At 66.0% G+C, this 21,601-nt stretch carries 23 protein-coding genes; 16 read left to right on the forward strand and 7 right to left on the reverse strand.

Annotated elements, in window-relative coordinates; genetic code table 11:
• The first annotated feature begins 360 nt into the window (after positions 1-360).
• A complete protein-coding gene (locus PAM7066_RS15995; protein WP_085855228.1) occupies positions 361-1,011 on the forward strand; it encodes a class II aldolase/adducin family protein in 651 nt (216 codons plus the stop codon).
• Between the two features lie 46 nt (positions 1,012-1,057).
• Here PAM7066_RS15995 and PAM7066_RS16000 read toward each other — a convergent pair whose 3' ends face one another.
• Positions 1,058-1,507, reverse strand: coding sequence for a response regulator (locus PAM7066_RS16000; protein WP_085855229.1), 450 nt, complete (start codon positions 1,505-1,507; stop codon positions 1,058-1,060).
• Between the two features lie 278 nt (positions 1,508-1,785).
• On the reverse strand, positions 1,786-1,992 hold the full coding sequence (locus PAM7066_RS16005) for a cold-shock protein (RefSeq protein WP_085855230.1): 207 nt from the start codon (positions 1,990-1,992) through the stop codon (positions 1,786-1,788).
• A gap of 148 nt (positions 1,993-2,140) precedes the next feature.
• On the opposite strand from PAM7066_RS16005, the gene PAM7066_RS16010 reads away from it, so the two are divergent.
• A complete protein-coding gene (locus PAM7066_RS16010) occupies positions 2,141-2,488 on the forward strand; it encodes an arsenate reductase family protein (protein WP_306456086.1) in 348 nt (115 codons plus the stop codon).
• Between the two features lie 15 nt (positions 2,489-2,503).
• Here PAM7066_RS16010 and thrS read toward each other — a convergent pair whose 3' ends face one another.
• Positions 2,504-4,450: a threonine--tRNA ligase gene (gene thrS / locus PAM7066_RS16015; RefSeq protein WP_085855231.1), complete on the reverse strand. Its 1,947-nt coding sequence runs from the start codon at positions 4,448-4,450 to the stop codon at positions 2,504-2,506.
• Positions 4,451-4,662: 212 nt separating this feature from the next.
• Between thrS and acuI the strand changes: the two genes are divergently transcribed.
• The 6 genes from acuI to PAM7066_RS16045 all read left to right on the forward strand — a co-directional run bounded on the left by acuI (position 4,663) and on the right by PAM7066_RS16045 (position 10,306).
• On the forward strand, positions 4,663-5,655 hold the full coding sequence (gene acuI / locus PAM7066_RS16020) for an acrylyl-CoA reductase (NADPH) (protein WP_085855232.1): 993 nt from the start codon (positions 4,663-4,665) through the stop codon (positions 5,653-5,655).
• 294 nt (positions 5,656-5,949) lie between these two features.
• Entirely contained in the window at positions 5,950-6,585 is a 636-nt protein-coding gene (locus tag PAM7066_RS16025) for a hypothetical protein (protein ID WP_175484703.1), read from the forward strand.
• On the forward strand, positions 6,585-7,049 hold the full coding sequence (locus tag PAM7066_RS16030; RefSeq protein WP_306456087.1) for a phage holin family protein: 465 nt from the start codon (positions 6,585-6,587) through the stop codon (positions 7,047-7,049). Before PAM7066_RS16025 ends, PAM7066_RS16030 begins: the two co-directional genes overlap by 1 nt.
• A 1-nt stretch (position 7,050) precedes the next feature.
• Positions 7,051-8,157: a DUF3618 domain-containing protein gene (locus PAM7066_RS16035; RefSeq protein ID WP_085855233.1), complete on the forward strand. Its 1,107-nt coding sequence runs from the start codon at positions 7,051-7,053 to the stop codon at positions 8,155-8,157.
• A gap of 290 nt (positions 8,158-8,447) precedes the next feature.
• Complete coding sequence (locus tag PAM7066_RS16040; RefSeq protein WP_085855234.1) at positions 8,448-9,110, forward strand: SRPBCC family protein; 663 nt, start codon at positions 8,448-8,450, stop codon at positions 9,108-9,110.
• A gap of 11 nt (positions 9,111-9,121) precedes the next feature.
• Positions 9,122-10,306, forward strand: coding sequence for a zinc-dependent alcohol dehydrogenase (locus PAM7066_RS16045; protein WP_085855235.1), 1,185 nt, complete (start codon positions 9,122-9,124; stop codon positions 10,304-10,306).
• Between the two features lie 67 nt (positions 10,307-10,373).
• Here PAM7066_RS16045 and PAM7066_RS16050 read toward each other — a convergent pair whose 3' ends face one another.
• On the reverse strand, positions 10,374-11,231 hold the full coding sequence (locus PAM7066_RS16050) for an NAD(P)-dependent oxidoreductase (RefSeq protein WP_085855236.1): 858 nt from the start codon (positions 11,229-11,231) through the stop codon (positions 10,374-10,376).
• Between the two features lie 93 nt (positions 11,232-11,324).
• The gene (locus PAM7066_RS16055; protein WP_085855237.1) at positions 11,325-12,191 is read right to left on the reverse strand and encodes a MurR/RpiR family transcriptional regulator; all 867 of its coding nucleotides are present in this window, start codon (positions 12,189-12,191) and stop codon (positions 11,325-11,327) included.
• A 119-nt stretch (positions 12,192-12,310) separates the two neighbouring features.
• Between PAM7066_RS16055 and PAM7066_RS16060 the strand changes: the two genes are divergently transcribed.
• The 8 genes from PAM7066_RS16060 to PAM7066_RS16095 all read left to right on the forward strand — a co-directional run bounded on the left by PAM7066_RS16060 (position 12,311) and on the right by PAM7066_RS16095 (position 20,725).
• A complete protein-coding gene (locus PAM7066_RS16060; protein ID WP_085855238.1) occupies positions 12,311-13,084 on the forward strand; it encodes an N-formylglutamate amidohydrolase in 774 nt (257 codons plus the stop codon).
• Complete coding sequence (locus tag PAM7066_RS16065) at positions 13,081-13,623, forward strand: TRAP transporter small permease subunit (RefSeq protein ID WP_085855239.1); 543 nt, start codon at positions 13,081-13,083, stop codon at positions 13,621-13,623. The genes PAM7066_RS16060 and PAM7066_RS16065 overlap by 4 nt, the downstream gene beginning before the upstream one ends.
• Complete coding sequence (locus PAM7066_RS16070) at positions 13,613-14,941, forward strand: TRAP transporter large permease (RefSeq protein WP_085855240.1); 1,329 nt, start codon at positions 13,613-13,615, stop codon at positions 14,939-14,941. Before PAM7066_RS16065 ends, PAM7066_RS16070 begins: the two co-directional genes overlap by 11 nt.
• A gap of 55 nt (positions 14,942-14,996) precedes the next feature.
• Entirely contained in the window at positions 14,997-16,031 is a 1,035-nt protein-coding gene (locus tag PAM7066_RS16075) for a TRAP transporter substrate-binding protein (RefSeq protein WP_085855241.1), read from the forward strand.
• Positions 16,032-16,096: 65 nt separating this feature from the next.
• On the forward strand, positions 16,097-17,461 hold the full coding sequence (locus tag PAM7066_RS16080; RefSeq protein ID WP_085855242.1) for a glutamine synthetase family protein: 1,365 nt from the start codon (positions 16,097-16,099) through the stop codon (positions 17,459-17,461).
• A gap of 2 nt (positions 17,462-17,463) precedes the next feature.
• Positions 17,464-18,846, forward strand: a complete 1,383-nt coding sequence (locus PAM7066_RS16085; protein ID WP_085855243.1) for an aldehyde dehydrogenase family protein — start codon at positions 17,464-17,466, stop codon at positions 18,844-18,846.
• On the forward strand, positions 18,843-19,988 hold the full coding sequence (locus PAM7066_RS16090; RefSeq protein WP_085855244.1) for an iron-containing alcohol dehydrogenase: 1,146 nt from the start codon (positions 18,843-18,845) through the stop codon (positions 19,986-19,988). The genes PAM7066_RS16085 and PAM7066_RS16090 overlap by 4 nt, the downstream gene beginning before the upstream one ends.
• An 89-nt stretch (positions 19,989-20,077) precedes the next feature.
• The gene (locus PAM7066_RS16095; RefSeq protein ID WP_085855245.1) at positions 20,078-20,725 is read left to right on the forward strand and encodes a cytochrome b; all 648 of its coding nucleotides are present in this window, start codon (positions 20,078-20,080) and stop codon (positions 20,723-20,725) included.
• Here PAM7066_RS16095 and PAM7066_RS16100 read toward each other — a convergent pair.
• Together PAM7066_RS16100 and PAM7066_RS16105 are read right to left on the reverse strand one after the other, a co-directional pair.
• The gene (locus PAM7066_RS16100; RefSeq protein WP_370738101.1) at positions 20,722-21,123 is read right to left on the reverse strand and encodes a RidA family protein; all 402 of its coding nucleotides are present in this window, start codon (positions 21,121-21,123) and stop codon (positions 20,722-20,724) included. The genes PAM7066_RS16095 and PAM7066_RS16100 overlap by 4 nt on opposite strands.
• 13 nt (positions 21,124-21,136) lie before the next feature.
• Positions 21,137-21,550: an acyl-CoA thioesterase gene (locus PAM7066_RS16105; protein ID WP_085855247.1), complete on the reverse strand. Its 414-nt coding sequence runs from the start codon at positions 21,548-21,550 to the stop codon at positions 21,137-21,139.
• Positions 21,551-21,601: the final 51 nt, after the last annotated feature.

Genomic DNA, 21,601 nt, shown 5'->3' on the forward strand with positions numbered 1-21,601 from the left:
CGTTCCGATGTCAACCAGTTGATTTCCGGTCTCTTTCGGTCGTCCCCTCCGCCCCGTCTGGCGTCCCGTAAGCGCCTCAGCGCCGCCGGTGAAGCGCTATCTACGGATCACAACTCACACCCGCAAGAGGAAAATTCGGTCTAGGCCGAGAAAATTGCGGATCGCAAGGTCAGGACTGAAGACAGACCCTTCCGGACAACATCCTGTCGCGCCGAGTCGCCGACACGCAATCCGTTACAGACTCGCTCCTGCCTCCCCGTGAGACGAATACTGTCGCCTTTATGGACAGGTCTCCGTCCCCACCGTAGCTAGGCCACATGATCGGACGACTCCCACCAGCCACCTAGAGAAAGAGCCCACATGCAGGACGCCGAACGCACGATCAGGCTGCAGATCATCCAGGCATGCCTTGACATGGATCGGCGCGGCCTGAACCAGGGCACGTCGGGCAACGTCTCGGCAAGGTGGGGCGACGGCCTGCTCGTCACGCCGTCGGGCCTCGCCTACGAGACGATGACGCCCGAGGAGATCGTCTTTCTCGACATGGAGGGCACCCCCACGGGCCCGCACGCGCCCTCCTCCGAGTGGCGCTTCCACCGAGACATCCTGCGGGATCGATCCGACCTCAACGCAGTCGTCCACGCCCACCCCACCTATGCCACGGCGCAGGCGATGCTGGGCGAGGCCATTCCTGCCGTGCATTACATGATCGCGGCCGCCGGTGGCCCGACGATCCGCTGCGCGACTTACGCGACTTTCGGAACCGAAGAGCTGTCCCAAAACGCCCTCGCCGCGCTCGAAGGGCGGACTGCGTGCCTGCTCGCCAACCATGGCCTCATCGCCTGCGGCCCGACGGTGTCGCGCGCCCTGTGGCTGGCCGAAGAGGTCGAGACGCTTTCGCGTCAATATGCGATCGCCCGTCAGATCGGAACGCCGGCGATCTTACCCGATGATGAAATCGGCCGCGTGCTCGAGAAGTTCGCAACCTACGGTCCTCGCGCGAAGGCCTGAAAGTACCGCCCCCGCCGCGCTCCCTGCGCACGCCGGCCCTCCGGACCTATACCAACCTGTGCGTCGCTACCTGTCCGGAGCCATTCCGCGTCGGCGCGGTACCAAGGCCCACGGTCGCCTCCGATCCGAGCGCATCACGCATCAGGACCAGAAGGTTGGGCACATCCACCGGCTTCGTCATCCGGGCGAAGGAACTCAGGTCGGCCGGAAGCTCGACAGCGGAGGGCGCGTGGCCCGATACGAAGATGTAGGGAACTCCATGGGCCTGCAGGACCCGAGCGATGTCGAAGCTCGTCAGCCCGGGACCCAGATCGATGTCGAGTAGTGCAAGATCGACCCTGCCGGCAGCAATTTCCGCTCTCGCGGTTGCCATGTGTCGCAACGGACCCGAGACGACGAAGCCACGTTCTTCGAGGGTCATGGCCAGATCGACGCCGAACAGCGCTTCATCCTCGACAAGCAGAATCTTCGATCCCGCGATGCTATGACCTTCCATCGCCTTCCCTCCGGCGCAGCCAGCAGCAGTCCCGCTCTGCCACTACGGATCGCTGTCCGCAGCGGCGCATGGTGTTTCCAGAATCGACGGTAGCAGGCCCCGTCCCCGAAATGGTTAAAACATCGCTAATAGTGTGCAGGTTTTTGCCTGCCCGAGCAGCCATTCGGTCGATCGGCGGTGCCGCGCACCGAACTTGCATCTCATCACGCACATACCAACCGCAAACGGCCCACCTCGTTGCCGGGGCGGGCCGTCGATCATGGGGATGAACGGGGGTGTCAGAGCGGCTGAAGCTCGCCGGCCGACTCGCGACCGTCCCGGTTCGAGATCAGCTCGTATGCGATCTTCTGATTGTCGGCCAGTCCGGTCAGGCCGGCGCGCTCGACCGCCGAGATATGGACGAAAATGTCTTTCCCGCCGTCGTCGGGGGCTATGAAACCGTAGCCTTTCGTGGTGTTGAACCATTTGACGGTGCCAGTGGGCATACCAGTTCTCCGTGTCTTAACCGCCTTCAGGCGGCCCGCGTTAGAGCCAGGATCTTCCGTTTCCAGGTCGCTCCGAGAGCGTATGCCTTGGAAGATTGACCTCTTCAGCCTAACCGCGAATCAGGACGCCAATGCAAGAGAAGTCTTCATGAAAGAAATGAGCGCCACCATGCACCTCTACGGAATCACCAGCTGCGACACCTGCCGCACTGCCCTGAAGGACCTGAAGGAGGCCGGGCGAGAGGTCACCTTCGTGGACATGCGCAAGGACGGCATCCCTCAAGGCAAGCTCGAACGGTTCCACGACGCCTTCGGGCCCGAGATCATCAATCGCCGCTCCACCACATGGCGCCAGCTGTCCGACGCCGAGCGCGAGGGCCAACCAGTCGATCTGATCCTCGCCCACCCCACCCTGATGAAACGCCCGGTGATCGAAGACGGCGAAGCTCTCTACCTCGGCTGGAGCGCCAAGACGCGCGCGGCGCTTTTGCCCTGACCGCGCGCGCCATGGTCAACGCAGATCCGGGGGCGTCGCCTCCGCGGCGAGGACTTCCACGCATTCCTGCAGCGACAACGACTTCTGGTGCTTGTCTCCCAGCCGGCGCAGCGAGACCGACCGTTCCTCGACCTCCCGCGCACCGAGCGCCAGGATCGCGGGAACCTTCCCCAGCGAATGCTCGCGGACCTTGTAGTTGATCTTCTCGTTGCGCGTGTCGACTTCGGCCCGCAGGCCTGCCTTGCGAAGAGCCGCGACCACCTCGTGCGCATACGCATCTGCCTCGGACACGATGGTCGCCACGACCACCTGCCGCGGCGCCAGCCACAGCGGAAGTCGCCCTGCCGAGTCCTCGATCAGGATGCCGATGAAGCGCTCGAAGCTGCCCAGAACCGCACGATGCAGCATGTAGGGCCGGTGCTTCGCGCCGTCCTGCCCGATATACGTCGCGTCCAGACGTTCAGGCAGGTTCGGATCCACCTGCAAGGTGCCGCATTGCCAATCGCGCCCGATGGCATCCGTAAGAACGAATTCCAGCTTCGGTCCGTAGAAGGCCCCCTCGCCCGGGTTCAGCTCGAACGAATAGCCGGCCGCCTCGCAGGCGCTCCGCAGCGCCGCTTCGACCCGGTCCCAGCTTTCGTCCGACCCGATGCGCTGATCGGGCCGGTCCGAGAACTTGATCCGCCACGACGTGAACCCGAGATCGGCATAGATCGCTGCCAGCATCTCGATGAAGCGGCGCGTCTCGTCCTCAATCTGCGCTTCGGTGCAGAAGATATGGGCGTCGTCCTGCGTGAAGCCACGGACCCGCATGATCCCGTGCAAGGCTCCGCTCGGCTCGTACCGGTTGCACGACCCGAACTCGGCCATGCGCAAAGGAAGGTCGCGGTAGGATTTCAGCCCCTGATTATAGACCTGCACATGGCCCGGGCAGTTCATCGGCTTGAGCGCGTTCATCGACTTTTCGCGGGCGTGGTCTTCATCCACCTCGACGATGAACATGTGGTCCTGGTACTTCTCCCAGTGCCCGGACGCCTCCCACAGCTTGCGGTCGACGACCTGCGGCGTGTTCACCTCGACATAGCCATTCTCACGCTGGCGGCGGCGCATGTAGTCCTGCAGCGTGACGTAGATGTTCCAGCCGTTCGGGTGCCAGAAGACCTGCCCCGGCGCCTCTTCCTGCATGTGGAACAGGTCCATCTCGCGGCCCAGCCGACGGTGGTCGCGCTTGGCAGCTTCCTCCAGCATCGTCAGATGCGCGTCGAGCTCCTTCTTCGTCTTGAAGGCGACGCCGTAGATCCGCTGGAGCATGGGACGCGACGAATCCCCGCGCCAGTAGGCCCCTGCTACGCTCATCAGCTTGAACGCGTCCTGCGGGACCTGCCCGGTATGCTGCAGGTGCGGGCCACGGCACAGGTCCTGCCAGTCGCCATGCCAGTACATGCGCAGGGGTTCGTCGCCGGGGATCGCCTCGATCAGCTCGACCTTGTAGGGCTCGCCCCGCTCTTCGTAATACGAAACCGCCTTCGGACGCTCCCACACCTCGGTGCGCACCGTGTCCTTCTTCGCGATGATCTCCTTCATCTTCTTCTCGATGCGGCCGAGATCCTCGGGCGTGAACGGTTCCACCCGGTCGAAGTCATAATACCAGCCGTTGTTGATGACGGGGCCGATGGTGACCTTCACGTCCGGCCAGATCTCCTGCACCGCACGAGCCATGATGTGAGCCAGGTCGTGGCGGATCAGCTCGTAGGCCGCCGCGTCGTCATCCATGGTGTGAATGGCGATCTGCGCGTCGCCTTCGATGGGCCATTGCAGGTCGTGATGGCGTCCGTCCACGCTGGCCGAGATCGCCTTCTTCGACAGCGACTTCGAGATCGAGGCAGCCACTTCGGCAGGCGTCACGCCCGCATCGAATGCGCGCGCGTTTCCATCGGGAAATGTCAGGGAGATCTGGGCCATCGGCGCCCTCCTCGTCGGTTCGGCGCCCACGGAACGCCCGGTTGCAAGTATGTTCGCGCCCACATGGGACAGCGCGCGCGGGCTGTCAACTGACGAGACACGCGGTCGCGGCTCGATTACCGCATGGATTTCGCGGCCGCCCTGCCTAAGCTTTCGGCATGACCTGCGCGCAGACGATCCCACGCCCGCATCACACCTGCCGAGGGAAGCAAATGTTCGACGCCATCCTGATCGAGAAATCCGGCGAGACCCAGACTTGTGACGTCAAGCAGCTCTCCGAGGACCAGTTGCCCGAGGGCGATACGCTGGTCGACGTGGCCTGGTCCACCCTCAACTACAAGGACGCGCTGGCGCTGACCGGCGCGGGCCCCGTCGTTCGTTCGTTCCCCATGGTCCCTGGCATCGACTTCGCAGGCGTCGTGGCCGAGACGACCCACCCCGACCTGAAGCCCGGCGACCGCGTCGTGCTGAACGGCTGGGGCGTCGGCGAATCCCGTTGGGGCGGGCTTGCAAAGAAGGCGCGGGCCAAAGGCGAATGGCTGGTGCCTCTACCCGACGGGATCACGCTGCGGCAGTCCATGGCGATCGGCACAGCCGGCTACACGGCGATGCTCTGCGTCATGGCGCTGGCCGATCATGGCGTCACGCCCGACAAAGGCGAGGTCGCCGTGACCGGGGCCGCGGGCGGCGTCGGAAGCATCGCCACCGCGCTTCTGGCGCATCGCGGCTACGGCGTGGCGGCCGTGACGGGCCGCACCTCCGAGGCCGATTACCTGCGCGACCTTGGCGCCTCCACGATCCTCGATCGCGAAGAGCTGTCGGCCAAACCCCGCCCCCTGAACAAGGAGCGTTTCGCGGGCGGCATCGACGTGGCGGGCAGTACGCCGCTGGCCAACCTGCTGTCGATGATCCGCTACGGCGGAACGGTCGCGGCCTGCGGGTTGGCGGCGGGGATGGACCTTCCAACCTCGGTCGCGCCCTTCATCCTGCGTGGCGTCACGCTGGCGGGAATCGACAGCGTCATGTGCCCGATGGAGCGGCGACGCGACGCCTGGGCGCACCTGGCCCGCGACATGGATATGGCGAAGTTGGACTCGCTGTCGGTCGACCTGCCGTTCGACAAGGTCATTGAGACCGCACCCAGGTTCCTCGATGGCGGGATCCGCGGCCGCCTGGTCGTCCCCGTCGCGCCCGACCTGGGCTGATCGCCACCGGTCGCGCACGAACGACCTACAGAACACCGGCAATCCGGCACGCGCGACGCTCACCCCTCGCCCGGGGGGCTCGAACCGGTCCCATCGTGCGGGCGGCCCGTATGGGCGCGCCTCTGCCGGCGCTCTGAAATCACGGAACCGTTGGCTCACGCAGTTCTTACTCTGCCAGAGAGTATACGGTTTCGCTGTCGAGGAGACTTCACATGAACAGCCTTATTTATCTGGTCGGCCTCGTAGCCGTCATTCTCATCGTCATCAATGTCGTGGCTTAAGGAGGGCGCCTGAATGACCGATCCCAACACTGATCCGCGCAATGTCGGCCGCGAAGCCGGCGAAGACGCGAAACGATCCGCGGAGCGCTTGGCGCAAGACGCCCGCTCGACCGCGGAAGACCTCACCGGCCGCGCCCGCGACGAGGCCTGGTCCCAGGCCGAGCGTGCCCGCGGCGGCGTCGCGACCGAGATTTCCGGCATCGCCGACGCACTGCGTAAGGCTGCCGAAGAGATGCGCTCGGGCTCGCCGCAAGAGCGGACCTTCGGGCTCGTTGCCGAAACGCTCGCGGACGCTTCGGACACGATCCGTGACCGCGACGTGGGCGAGCTTGCCAGCGACGTGACCCGTTTCGCCCGGCGCAACCCCCTCGCCTTCATAGGCGGCGCGGCGCTCGTGGGTTTTGCGGCCACCCGGTTCGCCAAGGCGTCGGCACGCTCGCCGAGCCGCTCGGGCACGGGCGCTGACCGTGGCGGCACGACCCAGACCGGTCCGTCGTCCGGCGGAACCGGCTCGACGCCGGCGACCCCGGTGGACGGCGATCGCATCCCCGGCCCCGCCACCACGCCCGCCGGCACCACGCCCGGCACCGGGGCGAGCACGACGGCGAACCCGTCGCCCACTGCAACCAAGACGCCGGGAGATTACTGATGTCCGACACCGACAACCATACCAACCGCTCGACCCATGGTGCCCACGCCGACCACGACGCGCGAACGGATCATGGGATGCGCGGGCAGATCCGTGACACGGGCGGCCTTCTGAGCGACGCGCTTCAGCAAGTCGTCGCGCTGGTCCGCGGAGAGCTGAACCTCCTGCGCGCCGAGATGGACGAGAACGTCCGCAAGGCCGTTGCGGCAATCGGCATGATCATCGCTGGCGTCGTCATCATGCTGGTGGCGCTGAACGTCCTGGCTGCCGCCCTTGTCGAAGCGATCACCGAGCTTGGCCTCGAGGCCGGCTGGGCCGCGCTGCTCGTCGGCGTGGTCTTTGCCATCATCGCCGCGATCCTGGCGGCGAAGGGCACGAACAATCTGAAAGTCACCTCCCTCGCCCCGACGCGGACCACTAAGAACGTGGAACGCGACGGCGAGGCCGTGAAGAAGGCACTGTGATATGAGCGATACAAGGAAACCGGACGAAATCGAACGCGAGATCGAGGAACACCGCGATGGCCTCCAAAGCACGCTCGTGGAGCTGCAGGAGACCTTCTCGCCGGATGCCATCTTCCGCACCATCTCCGACAATGTCGGGACGCAAGGAGGCGAAATCGGCAGGTCCATCGTCTTGGCGGCACGGGAAAACCCGTTGGCGCTGGCAGTGACCGGCCTCGGATTGGGCTGGCTGATCTTCGGCCACGGCCCCAGCGCCGACCGGATCGAGGCCAACGCGCGTCGGGCAGGCGATAGCTACAACGCCCGCCGCTCGGGCGGCGGTGTGTCGCTCGGCGGCGGCCGCGACACCGAATATGGCGAGGGTGCGGACGCCCATATCGGCACGCGTGGACCGACCCCTCGCGGCGAAGGCCCGAACTGGTTCTCGGACAACCACGGACCGTCGGCTGGTCAGCGGATGCGCGCGGGGATGCACAATGCCCAGCGTGGCGCCTCTGACCGGGCGGGTCGTGCGCGCGAACGCTCGTCGGAAATGGCTGGGCGCGTCCGCGACCGTTCGGCGGACGTGAGGCGGCGCCTCTCGGAAGGCACCGAACACCTGAGCGAACAGGCGCGCGAACGGATCGTGGCGGCCCGGGAACGGGCGATCCTCGCCAACGAGCAAGCCGGCCGCGGCATGCGCCGTGGTGCGGACCAGGCGATGGACTTCTTCGAAGAGCATCCGATCGTCGCCGGTGCGCTGGCCTTTGCGGTCGGTGCAGCCATCGCCGGCGGGCTGCCCCGCTCGCGCTATGAAGACGAGTATCTCGGGGAAGAAAGCGATCACCTCTATGACGAGGCCGAGCGCATCTTCGCCGAGGAGCGCGCCAAGGCAGAACGTGTCGCGGGTGCCGCGCTCGACGAGGCGAAGAACGTCGGCAAGGAAGTCCGCGACGACGCGAGCCAAGCCACGCGCGACGCGAAGGACCAGGCCGATCGCAACACGCAGGGCGAGGGTTCTGCAGCCGATGCGGCCGTGGACCGGACCGAGGACGCGGCGCGGCGCATCGCCGACGCGGCCGAAGAGCAGGCCGACAAGGAGAACCTCGGCGGCCGTTCGCAGAGCTGACCCTCTGCTGCGAGAACAGGAACGCCCGCGTCGGAAGGCGCGGGCGTTTTCGTGTCCGACCCAAAGCCAACGAGGCGCCTCGGCGAAATTCCGCCGACACGCTCGTTTGTGGGGTCGGCGTGCAAACCTGCCGATGCCCGCCGCGTTGGGTGTCGAGGGCCGAGAGGCCACTGTCCAAAGCGTGCAACCACCACCCGGAAGGCTGCGCAACCCGGACAGCAACGACACCTCCCGGCGCAGGTCGAAGACGACCGATCGTCGGGGCAGACCGCGAAAGAGGGAGTGCTTCCATGTATCGCGACCATCGTCCAAAACGCCGCGCAGCGTATCGTCCCGAACCGGGCGAGTTGTGGCTCGCGGCCGGTATCGGAGCCATCATCGGACTAGCCGGGGCCTCCTGGTATCAGATCCAGACGCGCAACTCGGTCGATCGGCGACTGCCCGACGATGCGCCGTTGCGCACCGCTCGCAGCCAGCCGGATCGGCGCCGGACCGTGACAGGCCGCACGATCACCATCGACCGGCCGCGCAGCGAGCTCTACGAGTTCTGGCGCGATTTCAAGAACCTGCCGCAGGTCATGGAGAACGTGAAGGACATCACCGCCGACGGCGACTTGTCGCGCTGGCAGATCGATGGTCCGGGTCGTGACGTCTCGCTCGTCACCGCCGTCACCGATGACGTTCCGAACGAGCGCATCGCCTGGAGTTCGACCGAGGCGTCCGACATCGAAACCCGCGGCCAGGTCTCCTTCCGCGACGCGCCAGCCGGTCGCGGAACCGAAGTGACGCTCGACCTCGAATACCGCGCCCCCGGCGGCGCTCTGGGACGGGCCGTCGCCAAGATGTTCCAATCCGAGCCTCATCTGCAGGCCCGCCGCGACCTCAAGCGTCTGAAGATGCTCATGGAAACCGGCGAGATCGCCACCAATGCCAACCGCCGCTCGGCGGCCTGAAAGGACACGACATGCGCGCACTTACCTGGCACGGCAAGCACGACGTTCGCGTCGACACAGTCCCCGACCCCGAGATCGTCAACCCCCGCGACGCCATCCTCGAAGTCACCTCGACCGCGATCTGCGGCTCGGACCTGCACCTTTATGACGGCGTGATCCCCGGCATGACGTCGGGCGACATCCTGGGCCACGAGTTCATGGGCCGCGTCGTCGAGACCGGCCCCAAGAGCACCCTGAAGAAGGGCCAGCGGGTCGTGGTGCCCTTCACCATCTCCTGCGGTGCGTGCTTCTTCTGCCAGAAGCAGCTCTATTCCGCTTGCGACAATACGAACCCGGCCGAGAAGCAGGACATGACTGAAGGCCTCTACGGCCACTCGGTCAGCGCGCTCTTCGGATATTCCCACCTGACGGGCGGCTATCCCGGCGGCCAGGCGGAATATGTCCGGGTGCCGTTCTCGGACGTCGGTCCCATCGTGATTCCCGACGGGATGGACGATGACGACGTCCTGTTCCTGTCCGACGTCCTGCCCACCGGCTGGCAGGCGGCCGAGAACGCCGACATCAGCGAAGGCGACACCGTCGCCGTGTGGGGCTGCGGCCCGGTCGGCCTCTTTGCCGTGCAGGCCGCCTTGGCGATGGGTGCCGGCAAGGTCATCGCGATCGACGAATATCCGAACCGGCTGGCGCTGGCCAAGAAGCTCGGCGCCGAGATCATCGACTTCAAGCAGACCAACGTGCTCGAGGCGCTGACCGAAATGTCCGGTGGGCTCGGCCCCGATTCTGTGATCGACGCGGTCGGGATGGAGAGCCACGGCTTCGCCCCCGACACGGTGATGGACAACATCAAGCAGAATGTCGGCATCGGCGCCGACAGCCCCCATGCCCTGCGCGAGGCGCTCATGTGCGTCCGAAAGGGCGGCACGGTTTCGATTCCGGGCGTCTATGGCGGGATGGCCGACAAGTTCCCGCTGGGCGCGCTCATGGAGAAAGGCGTGCAGGTCCGCACGGGGCAGACCCATGTGCAGAAGTATCTCGACGATCTTCTGCGCCGCATTGGCGACGGCGAGCTGGACACGAAGTTCCTGATCTCCCACCGACTTCCGCTGGAAGAAGCGGCGAAGGGCTACAAGAACTTCCGCTACAACCAGAACGACTGGACCAAGGTCATCCTGAAGCCCGGCATGTTGGCCGCCTGACAGCGTTCAGAGCTCGCCCCGTCGTGACCGGTGCCTCGACACGCATTGGTCACGAACGGGGCGAGCTTCAGGACCGTCGCATCTGCAGGATAGCGAGGGCGGCCTCCTCCAGCGTGCCATCCGGCACTTCGACCGTGGGCAGAGCGCCCATCCGGTCCTGTACCGCCGCAATTTCTGCCCCGAGGTCTCCGCTCAACCCCAGAGCATCCAGTGTGGCCGCGCTTTCGCGCATCTCGGACGCGCGGCGGGCGCCGTGGCGCAAGGTGCGCTCGAAATTGTAGCTCACATTGTCGGGCCAGCCGAGGCCGGGATAAGTCTTTTCAAGCGAGGCCATGACTCGGTCGAAACAACCCGAGGCGGCCGCGGCCAGGGCGGCCTCGACCGTGATCGCCTCGAGCCCCTTGACGAAGAGCGACCGAACCATCTTGACCGCCGTCGCCTCCCCCGCCGTCTCGCCCACCACCTCGAACGAGAAGCCAGCCTGCGCCAACGCCTCGGCCAGGTCCGGCGCGTTGGGTCCAGCGATCAGGACCGGCGTGGCGTGGCCTTGGGGATGAACGGGGGCCATCACCGCCATGTCCACGTAATGGGCGGCGCGCACATCGACCAGTTTCGCCGTCTCGCGCTTGCGGTCGGGCGAGACCGAGTTGATGTCGAAGAACACCTGCCGCTGTTCCAGCGCGTCCGCGACTGATTCCGCGGCGGCCAGGGATTGGTCGGCCGTGACCGCGCTGATGATCCAGTCCGCTCCCGAGACGGCCTCGGCCGGGCTGGTGGCGCGCCGGATGCCGCGGCTGGTCATCGCCTCGCACATCGCGTCGTCGTCGAGCCTATCATAGGCGGTGATGGCGTGATCGCCCTGGACCAGCAGGCTTTCGGCAAAGGCGCGGCCTGCCTCTCCGAACCCGATGAAGGTGATGTTCATGGCGACGCTCCTGTCTGGGTCCGCGGGTGATCCGCGCCTCGCGGACCAGTGTCGATATTCAACCGGCGCACCGACGGCCAGTCTGGTTGCGGATCAGATCCCGCGAAAGATCCGCGACTGGCCGATGGTCTTTTCCAATGCGGAGATCCGCTCGGCGCTCGAGACCGAGTGGCGGCTCTGGACCTCGGCGATCAGCGCCTCGACCAGAAAGTTGATCGCCAGGGTCGAGTCCCAGCTCGACGGGACCTCGACCGCCGCGCGGAAACAGACCTCGGCGTGCTGCTCGATGGCCGAGCCCCAGATATCGGTGAACAGTAGGATGCTGACGCCCTGCCCCTCGGCCAAGCTCGCCAGCTTCTCGAGTTCCTTCTCGTAGCGGCGGATGTCGAAGATCACGAGGACCGACTGCGCCCCCATGTCCAGCAGCGACTGCGGCCACACGCTGGGCGAGCTGTCCATCAGGAAGACGCGCGGCCGGATGATCTGCATGTGGTTGAAGAAGTAATGCGCGTTCGACCGCGTGATCCGCCCGCCCATGAAATGAAGCTCGCGCGCCGGGTCCGACAGCATCTCGGCAGCACGGTCGAAATCCCCCAGATCGAGCCGCTCGAGCGTCCGGTTGATGTTCCCCATTGCCCCCGCAACGAAGCGCGACACGATATGATCGGGCGGCGTGTCGTGATCCGCCGCTTCCAGCTTCGCAAGCGGCTCCTTTATACGGGCGGCGATATCGTCCCGGATCGCGTCCTGCAGGTCGCCGAACCCGTCGAAGCCGAGCTTGCGGGCCAGCCGGATCACCGTCGGCGTCGAAACCTGCGCGCTTTCGGCCAGGCGGGTGATCGACTGAAGCCCCGCGACCATCGAGTTGTCGACCAGAACGGCCGTGAGCTTGCGCTCGGACGCGGTCAGATCCGCCTCTTTCTCCTTCAGAAGATCGCGGACGAGGGGGCGCCTGCTCACACGAGGTTCCTTTCTCTACACTTCCGTATCCGCATGTAGCTAAAGATACAGAAAAATTCTTGACACATCAGTTGAGGCTGTAGTGATAATTTCAGAGGGGCAGGCAAGGGGCAAGCGGGATGAGCGGGGACGACTGGACAGCGGTCCACATCATCGGTGCCGACCGCCCTGCCCCGCTGGTCGTCGCCTGCGAGCATGGTTCGCGCCATATCCCGAAGGATTTGGGAAACCTTGGCCTCGATCCGGCGGCGCTGGCCAGCCACGCGGTCTGGGATATCGGCGCGGCCCACGTGGCACGGGCCCTGGGCGAAACGATGCAAGCACCCGTGGTCGAGGGTGGAATCTCGCGCCTCGTCTATGACTGCAACCGCCCGCCCTCGGCGCCCGACGCCATCCCCGCTAAAAGCGAGGTCTTCGACATTCCAGGCAACCGTGATCTCGGCGAGGCTGCGCGAGACGAACGCTTCCGGCGCGTCCACGAGCCTTACCATGCCGCCCTTGCCGAAACCTGTCGGCAGCAGGAAGCCAGGTCCGGCGGACCGGTCGTGCTGATCACGGTCCACAGCTTCACGCCGGTCTACCTGGGCCAGCAGCGCGAGGTCGAGATCGGGTTCCTGCACGACGCGACACCGACCCTCGCCCGAGCAGCCCTCGGTGCCGAACGGGCGCGGGGCATCTGGCGTGCGGCGCTCAACTCTCCCTATTCCGCAGCGGACGGCGTGACCCACACGCTCGCCCGTCATGCCGAGGCGGAAGGGCGCGACTCGGTGATGATCGAGATCCGGAACGACCTGATCGCCGATGACGAGGCCGGGGCGCGGATGGCTGCGCATCTTGCAGAGACGCTCCGCGCCGCGCTGGCCCCAGGCGCCAGACAAGGGGCGGCCGAATGAAGGTACTTCGTGCCTATGTCGCCGTCGTCGATCGGATGAACTACGGCCTCGGGCGGCTCGTGATGTTCGGGATCTTCGCGCTGATGGGCGTCCTGATGTGGTCGACCATCTCGAAGATGTTCTTCTCGCCGTCCCTCTGGACGCTCGAGATGGCGCAGTTCGTGATGATCGCATATTTCGTGCTGGGCGGGCCCTACGCGATGCAGATGGGGTCGCATGTGCGGATGGACCTGATCTACGGCGCGCTCAACCCGCGGCGCAAGGCATGGACGGATGCGATCACCGTCTTCTTCCTGATCACCTACCTCGGCATCATGCTCTGGGGCGGGATCGACAGCACACGGTACTCTTTCCAGTACGGGGGCGAGCGCAGTTCCTCTGCCTGGCGGCCGTATATGTGGCCGATCAAGGTCACGATCTGTGTCGGCATCGCGCTCATGCTCCTGCAGGCCCTCAGCGAACTGGCGAAGGACATCCTGTTCCTGCGCACAGGCCGCCCTCTCCGCCATATCGACGAGGAGCAAGGCGATGCCCTATGAGCTGATCGCCGTCCTCATGTTCTCGACCATGATGCTGATGCTGTTCACCGGGCAGCGGGTCTTCGGCGCCATCGGTTTCGTCGCGGTCATTGCGGCGGTGCTGCTCTGGGGCGACCGGGGCGGCTACGACCTGGGGTTCTCGGCGATCATCAAGGTGATGCGGTGGTACCCCCTGCTGACGCTGCCGATGTTCATCTTCATGGGCTACGTCCTGTCGGAGTCGAAGATCGCCGACGACCTCTACCGCATGTTCCACGTCTGGACCGGCGGGATGCCCGGCGGGCTTGCCATGGGAACGATCGGGCTGATGGTCCTGATCTCTGCCATGAACGGGCTGTCGGTCGCGGGCATGGCGATCGGCGCGACCATCGCGCTGCCGGAGCTTCTGAAGCGGAATTACGACAAGCTCATGGTCACGGGGGTGGTCCAGGCGGGGTCTTCGCTGGGCATCCTCGTGCCGCCATCGGTGGTACTGGTGCTTTACGCGATGATCGCGCGTCAGCCGGTGGGGCAGCTGTGGTTGGCCGGAGCGGTGCCGGGGCTGATGATGGCGGCGATGTTCATCCTCTACATCTGGATTCGCTGCCGGATCACGCCAGAGCTTGGCCCGACGCTGACCGAAGCCGAGCGGGCCGAGATCACCCCGGCCGAAAAGATGCGCCTCCTGCGTGCCGGCCTGCTGCCCATCGCGATCTTCGCGGTGATGATGGTGCCCTTCGTCAACGGCTGGACGAGCCTTGTGGAAAGTTCGGCAATCGGCGCCATCGCGGCCTTTGCGGCGGCGGTGCTCAAGGGGCGAATGACCCGCAAGGTGTTCGAGACCACGATCCGCCAGACGCTGGGCATCACCTGCATGTTCATGTGGATCATCACCGCCGCCCTCGCCTTCGGGGCCGTGTTCGACGGGCTGGGTGCCGTCCGCGCGATCGAGAACCTCTTCACCGAGCAGCTGGGCCTCGACCCTTGGGTGATCCTGATCCTGATGCAGCTGAGCTTCCTGGTGATGGGCACGTTCCTCGACGACACGGCCATGCTGGTCATCGTGGCACCCCTTTACGTGCCGCTGGTCGGCGATTTGGGCTTCGACTTGGTGTGGTACGGGGTGCTCTACACGATCACCTGCCAAATCGCGTACATGACGCCGCCTTTCGGCTACAACCTGTTCCTGATGCGCGCGATGGCCCCGCCCGAGATTGAACTTCGGGACATCTACCGTTCGATCGTGCCCTTCGTTTTCGTCATGATCGCGGCGCTCGCGCTGGTGATGATTTTCCCGCAGATCGCGCTGTGGCTGCCGAACAAAGTCTACGGCCTCTGAAGGCCCAATCGAGCCGGGCAAACCGGCCTTCCATCAACAGAGGAGATCACGAGAGATGACCACAAGACGCAAGTTCCTTCACGGCGCGGTGCTCGCCGGGCCTGCCGCACTGGCCGCCCCCTCGATCGCGCGCGCGCAGGAGCCGATCCGCTGGCGCTTCCAGACCTATGCCGGCGCCGCCCTGGGCGAGCAGGTGACCAAGCCTGTCATCGACTACATCAACGCCGCCTCGAATGGCGAAATGGAGATCGAGCTGTTCTACGCCGATCAGATCGTCCCCACCGGCGAGCTGTTCCAGGCGCTCCAGCGCGGGACGATCGACGGCGTCCATTCCGACGACGACTCGATGGCCTCGCCCACCCCGCTGCGCCAGTTCGGAGGCTACTTTCCCTTCGCGACCAAGCACATCCTCGACGTGCCGGTCCTGTTCAACCAATACGGTTTGGCCGAGATCTGGGACGAGGAATATTCCAAGGTCGGGGTCAAATGGCTGTCTGCCGCCGGTCAGGACCCGTGCAACTTCAACACCACGCGCGAGATCACCAGCGTCGCAGACCTGGACGGCCTCAAGCTCTACACCTTCCCGACGGCAGGCCGCTTCCTGTCCCAGTTCGGCGTCGTGCCGGTGAACATCCCCTACGAGGACGCCGAGGTCGCGGTGCAGACGGGCGAGCTCGACGGCATGGCATGGTCCGGCATCACCGAAGATTACACCGTCGGCTGGGCGGACGTGACCGACTACTTCCTGACCAACAACATCTCGGGCGCGTGGATCGGGTCGTTCTTCGTCAACCAGGAACGCTGGAACGAGCTGCCCGATCACCTCAAGCAGCTCGTCATGGCCGGGATCGAGGCAGGCCACACCTATCGCAACCAGTGGTACTGGGGCGGCGAGGCCGCGCTGCGCGCCAAGGGCGAGAAGCTGGAGCTGCGGACCGTTCCGGCCGACGAATGGGCGCTGGTCGAGGAAGCCGCCAAGGAGTTCTGGGAGGAAGTCGCCCAGGAAGGCGAGGTTCACCAGAAGATCGTCTCGATCTTCCGTGACTACAACCAGGTCATCAACCAGGCCGGACCGCCCTACACGTTCTAAGCGGATCGAACCCGAACCGGGGCGGCCCTTGCGGGGCCGTTCCGTCGTCTGACGAAGGAAAGCCCATGCCCGGAAACCTGACATTCGACGCCCTGAAAGAGAAAGCCGCCAACGGCGAGATCGATACGGTCATGGCCGCTATGGTGGACATGCAGGGCCGGCTGATGGGCAAGCGGTTCCACGTCTCGAACTTCCTCGACCACGCGCATGAGGAAACCCACTGCTGCAACTACCTGCTGGCCACCGACCTCGTCATGTCGACGCCCGAAGGCTACGCCGCCACCAGCTGGCAAAGCGGCTACGGCGACTACACGCTGCGTCCCGACCTTTCGACCCTGCGCTCGGTCCCTTGGCTCGGAGGGACGGCGCTGGTCCTGGGCGACGTGCTGGACCACCACACGCACGCCCCCGTCCCGCACGCCCCGCGCGAGATGCTGAAGAGGCAGGTCGCGCGGCTGGCCGACCTGGGCTTCGACGCAGTCATGGCGACCGAGCTGGAGTTCTTCCTGTTCCAGGGCGATTACCGGACGCTCCAGAAGGACGGCTACCGCAACCTCGTCCCGTTCAACGGCTTCAACGAAGACTACAACCTCTTCCAGACCACCAAGGAAGAGGCCGTGATGCGGCCGTTGCGCAACCACCTCGTTGCGGCCGGCATCCCGGTCGAAGGCACCAAGGGTGAGGCCGAGATGGGCCAGCAGGAGCTGAACATCCGCTACGCCCCCGCGCTCGACTGCGCCGACCATCACACCATCGCCAAGCACGCCACCAAGGAAATCGCCTGGATGAACGGCTGCTCGGCGACGTTCCTGCCGAAGTGGGCGAGGGACAAGGTCGGCTCGTCCAGCCACGTGCACCTGTCGCTCTGGCGGGACGGCAACCCGGCCTTCCACGACGAGGACGTCGAGTTCGGGATGTCGGCCACGATGCGGCACTTCGTGGCGGGCCTTCTGGCCTACGCACGCGACTACACGTTCTTCCTTGCGCCCTACGTCAACAGCTACAAGCGCTTCGCCCCCGGCACCTTCGCGCCGACAAAGGCCGTCTGGTCCGTGGACAACCGTACCGCGGCGTTCCGCCTCTGCGGCGACGGGACGAAAGGCATCCGCATCGAATGCCGCATCGGGGGCTCGGACATGAACCCTTACCTCGCGCAAGCCGCGCTGATCGCCGCCGGTATCCGCGGGATCGAGGAGGGGCTGAGCCTCGACCCGCCTCACAAGGGCGACGCCTACGCGGGCAACGAGGTCGAAGAAATCCCGCGCACCCTGCGCGATGCGATCGAAACCTTGAAGCACTCGACCATGCTGCGCGACGCCTTCGGTGGGGCGGTGGTCGATCACTACGTCCGCTGCGGCCAGTGGGAACAGGAAGAGTTCGACCGGGCCGTGACGGACTGGGAACTCAAACGAGGGTTCGAGGGGGCCTGAACATGACGACGATCCTAAAATGCGTCTCGCCGATCGACGGATCGGTCTTTGCCGAGCGCGAGGCGCTCTCGCCCGACGGCGCCCGGAAAGCCGCCGCCCGCGCCCGCGCCGCGCAGGCCGAATGGGCAGCCCGGCCGATCCGCGAGCGGGCCGATCTCGTGCGCGCGGCCGTCGCCGCCGTGGGCGAAATGAATGACGAGATCGTGCCCGAACTGGCCCGCATGATGGGCCGCCCCGTCCGCTCCGGCGGTGAATTCGGCGGCTTCCGCGACCGCGCCCACTACATGGCGGACATTGCCGAAGAGACCCTCGCCGACATCGAGATCGCGGACGACGCCGACTTCCGCCGCCTGATCCGCCGCGTGCCCTGGGGCGTGGTCCTGGTCGTCGCACCCTGGAACTACCCCTGGATGACGGCCATCAACACCGTCGCCCCCGCCCTCATCGCGGGCAATGCGGTGCTGCTGAAACACGCCACCCAGACCCTTCTGGTGGGCGAGCGCATGGCCCGCGCCTTCCACTCCGCCGGAATCCCCAAGGAGGTGTTCCGGAACGTCTACCTGGACCACGACACGACCCGCACCCTGATCGCCGGGCGCCACGTGAACTACGTCAACTTCACCGGCTCGGTCGCGGGCGGCCAGTCGATGGAGCGTGCGGCGGCAGGCACGTTCATCCCCGTCTCGACCGAACTCGGCGGCAAGGACCCGGGCTACGTGATGGAGGACGCCGATCTCGACGCCGCGGTCGATGTGCTGATGGACGGCGCGATGTTCAACGCCGGCCAGTGCTGCTGCGGGATCGAACGCATCTATGTCCACCACACCCTCTACGACACCTTCGTCGAGAAGGCCGTCGCCTGGGTAAAGGCGCTCAGGCTCGGCGATCCGCTGGACCCCGAGACGACGCTCGGCCCCATGGCTCACGCCCGGTTCGCCCGCACGGTGCGCGACCAGATCGACGACGCCGTCGCCGCCGGGGCCACGGCGCACATCCCCACCGATCCGCGCGACGATGGTCAGGCCTACCTGACCCCGCAGGTGCTGACCGGCGTCAATCACGGCATGGACGTCATGTGCGAGGAAAGCTTCGGCCCGGTGGTCGGCATCATGTCGGTCCGCGACGACGACGAGGCCGTGCACCTGATGAACGACAGCCGCTACGGCCTGACCGCCAGCCTCTGGACCGCCGATCCCGACCGCGCCGCGCGGCTGGGCGACCGGCTCGAGACCGGAACCGTGTTCATGAACCGCGCCGACTACCTCGACCCCGCGCTCTGCTGGACCGGGTGCAAGGATTCCGGTCGTGGCGCCGGGCTGTCCGTGCTTGGCCTGCAGGCGTTGACCCGGCCGAAATCCTACCACCTGAAGAAGGCCACCACATGAGCCCGACCGGCAACTGGTCCTATCCCACCGCCATTCGCTTCGGCGCCGGACGTCTCGCAGAACTGCCCGAGGCCTGCCGCGCCGCCGGCATCGCCCGCCCGCTGCTCGTTACCGACAAGGGTCTGGCGGGGCTCGACATCACGACGCGCGCGCTCGACCTGCTCGAGGCGGCGGGCCTCGGGCGCGCGATCTTCGCCGAGGTGGACCCCAACCCGAACGAGAAGAACCTTGCCGCCGGCGTCGAGGCCTATCGCGCCGGCAGGCATGACGGGGTGGTCGCATTCGGCGGCGGATCTGGCCTCGATCTGGGCAAGATGGTCGCCTTCATGTCCGGCCAGTCCCGACCCCTGTGGGATTTCGAGGATATCGGCGACTGGTGGACCCGCGCCGACGCAGATGCCATCGCGCCCGTCATCGCCGTGCCCACCACGGCCGGAACGGGATCCGAGGTCGGCCGCGCCAGCGTCATCACCAATTCCGAGACGCACGAGAAGAAGATCATCTTCCACCCCAAGGTCCTGCCGACGATCGTCATCGCCGACCCCGAACTGACTGTCGGGATGCCGAAGCCGATTACCGCCGGGACCGGCCTCGACGCCTTCGCCCACTGCGTCGAGGCGTTCTCGTCCCCGCACTACCACCCGATGAGCCAAGGGATCGCCCTTGAAGGCATGCGGCTGGTGATCGACAATCTGCCCCGCGCCTACGACACGCCCGACGATCTCGAAGCACGTGCCAACATGATGTCTGCCGCCGCCATGGGGGCCGTGGCATTCCAGAAGGGGCTCGGCGCCATCCACGCGATGAGCCATCCGGTCGGCGCCGTCTTCGGCACCCATCACGGCACGACGAACGCGGTCTGCATGCCCGCCGTGCTCGAGTTCAACGCCCCGGCCATTCGCGACAGGTTCGACCGGGCGGCGCCCTATCTCGGGATCACCGGCGGGTTCGAGGGGTTCCGCGCTTTCGTGGCAGAGTTCAACGACCGGTTCGCCATCCCGCGAAAGCTCAGCGACCTCGGGGTGACGGACACGCGGATGGACGACCTGGTCGCCATGGCTCTGCGGGACCCCTCTTGCGGTGGCAACCCGGTGGAGCTGACCGAAGCGAACCTGCGCGACCTGTTCGAAGCGGCGCTCTGATCCGCGATCCGTATCTGCTGGCCCTTATCCGACAATTATCGTAAGGATTTTGAACGACACCGATTCCGAACCCTTCGTGAGGCCAAAACATGGGCATTCCCGGTTTACTCGACAGCCGCTCTGCCTATGGCCTCGTCAGCCGCATCCTGCACTGGAGCCTGGCGCTGATGCTGCTCTGGCAGCTCACGGGCATGGCGGTGAGGGCGCTGCTCGGGCGGCATCCCGTCTCGGCCTTCTTCGTCGGCATGCACCAGTCGCTCGGCACCGCGATCTTCGTGCTGGTGATCCTCCGGATCGTCTGGATGCTGGCCATGCGGGGCCGCCGTCCCGACCACGGCAACGGCCTTCCGGCGGTCGCCGCAAAAGCGGGTCACGCGGCCCTTTACGCGCTGATGCTGCTCGTGCCGTCCGTGGCCCTGGTGCGGGCCTTCGGCACCACCCGCGGCTTTGCCCCTTTCGGGATCGAGCTTGCTCCGCCGCGGGAGGAGGACGTCGAGGCGCTGGTGTGGCTGGGCAATGCGGTTCACGGGACGCTCGGATGGGTCCTGGCGGCGCTGATCGGCGGCCATGTGGTCGCGGTTCTCATCCACGAGGCCTTGCTGCGCGACGGGACGCTACGCCGCATGGCCGGGCGCACCCGCAACTCGACGGCAGGGCCGCCCAGCCCCGGCATCGACAACTTGCAGGGCAGGAAAGATGCGGCGGGCGGGACGGATAGCTACGCCCGGACGAGCTAGTCCGATGGGAACCGCTCAAGAACGGCCGTCGCTTCGATCTCGAGCTTGGCGGCATCCTCGACCAGGGCGGACACGACGACCATCGTCATGGCCGGGAAGTGGTAGCCCATCACGTCGCGATAGGCCGCTCCGATATCCTTCTGGTGCGCCAGGTATTCGGTCTTGTCGGTGACGTACCAGGTCAGCCGCACGATGTCGGTCACCTCGCCACCCGCCGCCCGCACGACCTCGGCGATGTTGCCGAGCGCCTGACGCATCTGGCCGATGAAATCGTGCGCCTCGAAGACTTGTTCGGCAGTCCAGCCGATCTGCCCGCCGACGAAGAGCACGCGCCCCTCGGCCACCATGCCATTCGCGTAGCCCTTCGCGGGCTTCCAGCCCTCGGGGTGAATCGTCATCGTCGCCAAAAGGTCACTCCTCCTGATAGGTCGCGAGGGTCGCACGGCGCCCGTCCGGCCAGCGGATCGACTTCATCCTCGCCAGATCGACCAGAACCAGCGTTCCCTCGGCGCGAACACGCTGCTCGCCACCGCAACTGGCACGGATCTCGAGGTCGAGGCTCGCGCGCCCGATCCGGGGGAACGTCAGCGTCCAATCCAGGACGTCGCCCAATCGGGACGCGGCGGGGAAGCGGGTCTCGAGGCGCCCCATCGGAACGCCAAGTCCGTCATCCTCGTGCATCTGCCGGAACGACCAGCCCATGGCGTCGTCGAAGAAGGTCTCGACCACCTCGTTGATCATCTCGAAATAGCGCGGGTAGAAGACGATGGCGGCCGGGTCGCAATGCTGGAACATCACCTTGGTCCGGTGCCGGAACGCCGCCATGTCTCAGCCCCTGCCTGTCGCGATCTCGTCCCGTCACTATCGCAAGCGGCT

The organism is Palleronia marisminoris, assembly GCF_900172315.1.
GTDB lineage: Bacteria > Pseudomonadota > Alphaproteobacteria > Rhodobacterales > Rhodobacteraceae > Palleronia > Palleronia marisminoris.

Bases quoted from the DNA above. Each gene is read 5' to 3' on its own strand.
- PAM7066_RS16105 (WP_085855247.1), bottom strand. From the start codon at position 21,550: ATGGCGGCGTTCCGGCACCGGACCAAGGTGATGTTCCAGCATTGCGAC.
- PAM7066_RS15995 (WP_085855228.1), top strand. From the start codon at position 361: ATGCAGGACGCCGAACGCACGATCAGGCTGCAGATCATCCAGGCATGC.
- PAM7066_RS16080 (WP_085855242.1), top strand. From the start codon at position 16,097: ATGCCCGGAAACCTGACATTCGACGCCCTGAAAGAGAAAGCCGCCAAC.
- PAM7066_RS16045 (WP_085855235.1), top strand. From the start codon at position 9,122: ATGCGCGCACTTACCTGGCACGGCAAGCACGACGTTCGCGTCGACACA.
- PAM7066_RS16005 (WP_085855230.1), bottom strand. From the start codon at position 1,992: ATGCCCACTGGCACCGTCAAATGGTTCAACACCACGAAAGGCTACGGT.
- PAM7066_RS16085 (WP_085855243.1), top strand. From the start codon at position 17,464: ATGACGACGATCCTAAAATGCGTCTCGCCGATCGACGGATCGGTCTTT.
- PAM7066_RS16040 (WP_085855234.1), top strand. From the start codon at position 8,448: ATGTATCGCGACCATCGTCCAAAACGCCGCGCAGCGTATCGTCCCGAA.
- PAM7066_RS16065 (WP_085855239.1), top strand. From the start codon at position 13,081: ATGAAGGTACTTCGTGCCTATGTCGCCGTCGTCGATCGGATGAACTAC.
- PAM7066_RS16025 (WP_175484703.1), top strand. From the start codon at position 5,950: ATGACCGATCCCAACACTGATCCGCGCAATGTCGGCCGCGAAGCCGGC.
- PAM7066_RS16060 (WP_085855238.1), top strand. From the start codon at position 12,311: ATGAGCGGGGACGACTGGACAGCGGTCCACATCATCGGTGCCGACCGC.
- PAM7066_RS16000 (WP_085855229.1), bottom strand. From the start codon at position 1,507: ATGGAAGGTCATAGCATCGCGGGATCGAAGATTCTGCTTGTCGAGGAT.
- PAM7066_RS16035 (WP_085855233.1), top strand. From the start codon at position 7,051: ATGAGCGATACAAGGAAACCGGACGAAATCGAACGCGAGATCGAGGAA.
- PAM7066_RS16010 (WP_306456086.1), top strand. From the start codon at position 2,141: ATGAAAGAAATGAGCGCCACCATGCACCTCTACGGAATCACCAGCTGC.
- PAM7066_RS16100 (WP_370738101.1), bottom strand. From the start codon at position 21,123: ATGACGATTCACCCCGAGGGCTGGAAGCCCGCGAAGGGCTACGCGAAT.
- PAM7066_RS16090 (WP_085855244.1), top strand. From the start codon at position 18,843: ATGAGCCCGACCGGCAACTGGTCCTATCCCACCGCCATTCGCTTCGGC.
- acuI (WP_085855232.1), top strand. From the start codon at position 4,663: ATGTTCGACGCCATCCTGATCGAGAAATCCGGCGAGACCCAGACTTGT.
- PAM7066_RS16095 (WP_085855245.1), top strand. From the start codon at position 20,078: ATGGGCATTCCCGGTTTACTCGACAGCCGCTCTGCCTATGGCCTCGTC.
- PAM7066_RS16050 (WP_085855236.1), bottom strand. From the start codon at position 11,231: ATGAACATCACCTTCATCGGGTTCGGAGAGGCAGGCCGCGCCTTTGCC.
- PAM7066_RS16075 (WP_085855241.1), top strand. From the start codon at position 14,997: ATGACCACAAGACGCAAGTTCCTTCACGGCGCGGTGCTCGCCGGGCCT.
- thrS (WP_085855231.1), bottom strand. From the start codon at position 4,450: ATGGCCCAGATCTCCCTGACATTTCCCGATGGAAACGCGCGCGCATTC.
- PAM7066_RS16030 (WP_306456087.1), top strand. From the start codon at position 6,585: ATGTCCGACACCGACAACCATACCAACCGCTCGACCCATGGTGCCCAC.
- PAM7066_RS16070 (WP_085855240.1), top strand. From the start codon at position 13,613: ATGCCCTATGAGCTGATCGCCGTCCTCATGTTCTCGACCATGATGCTG.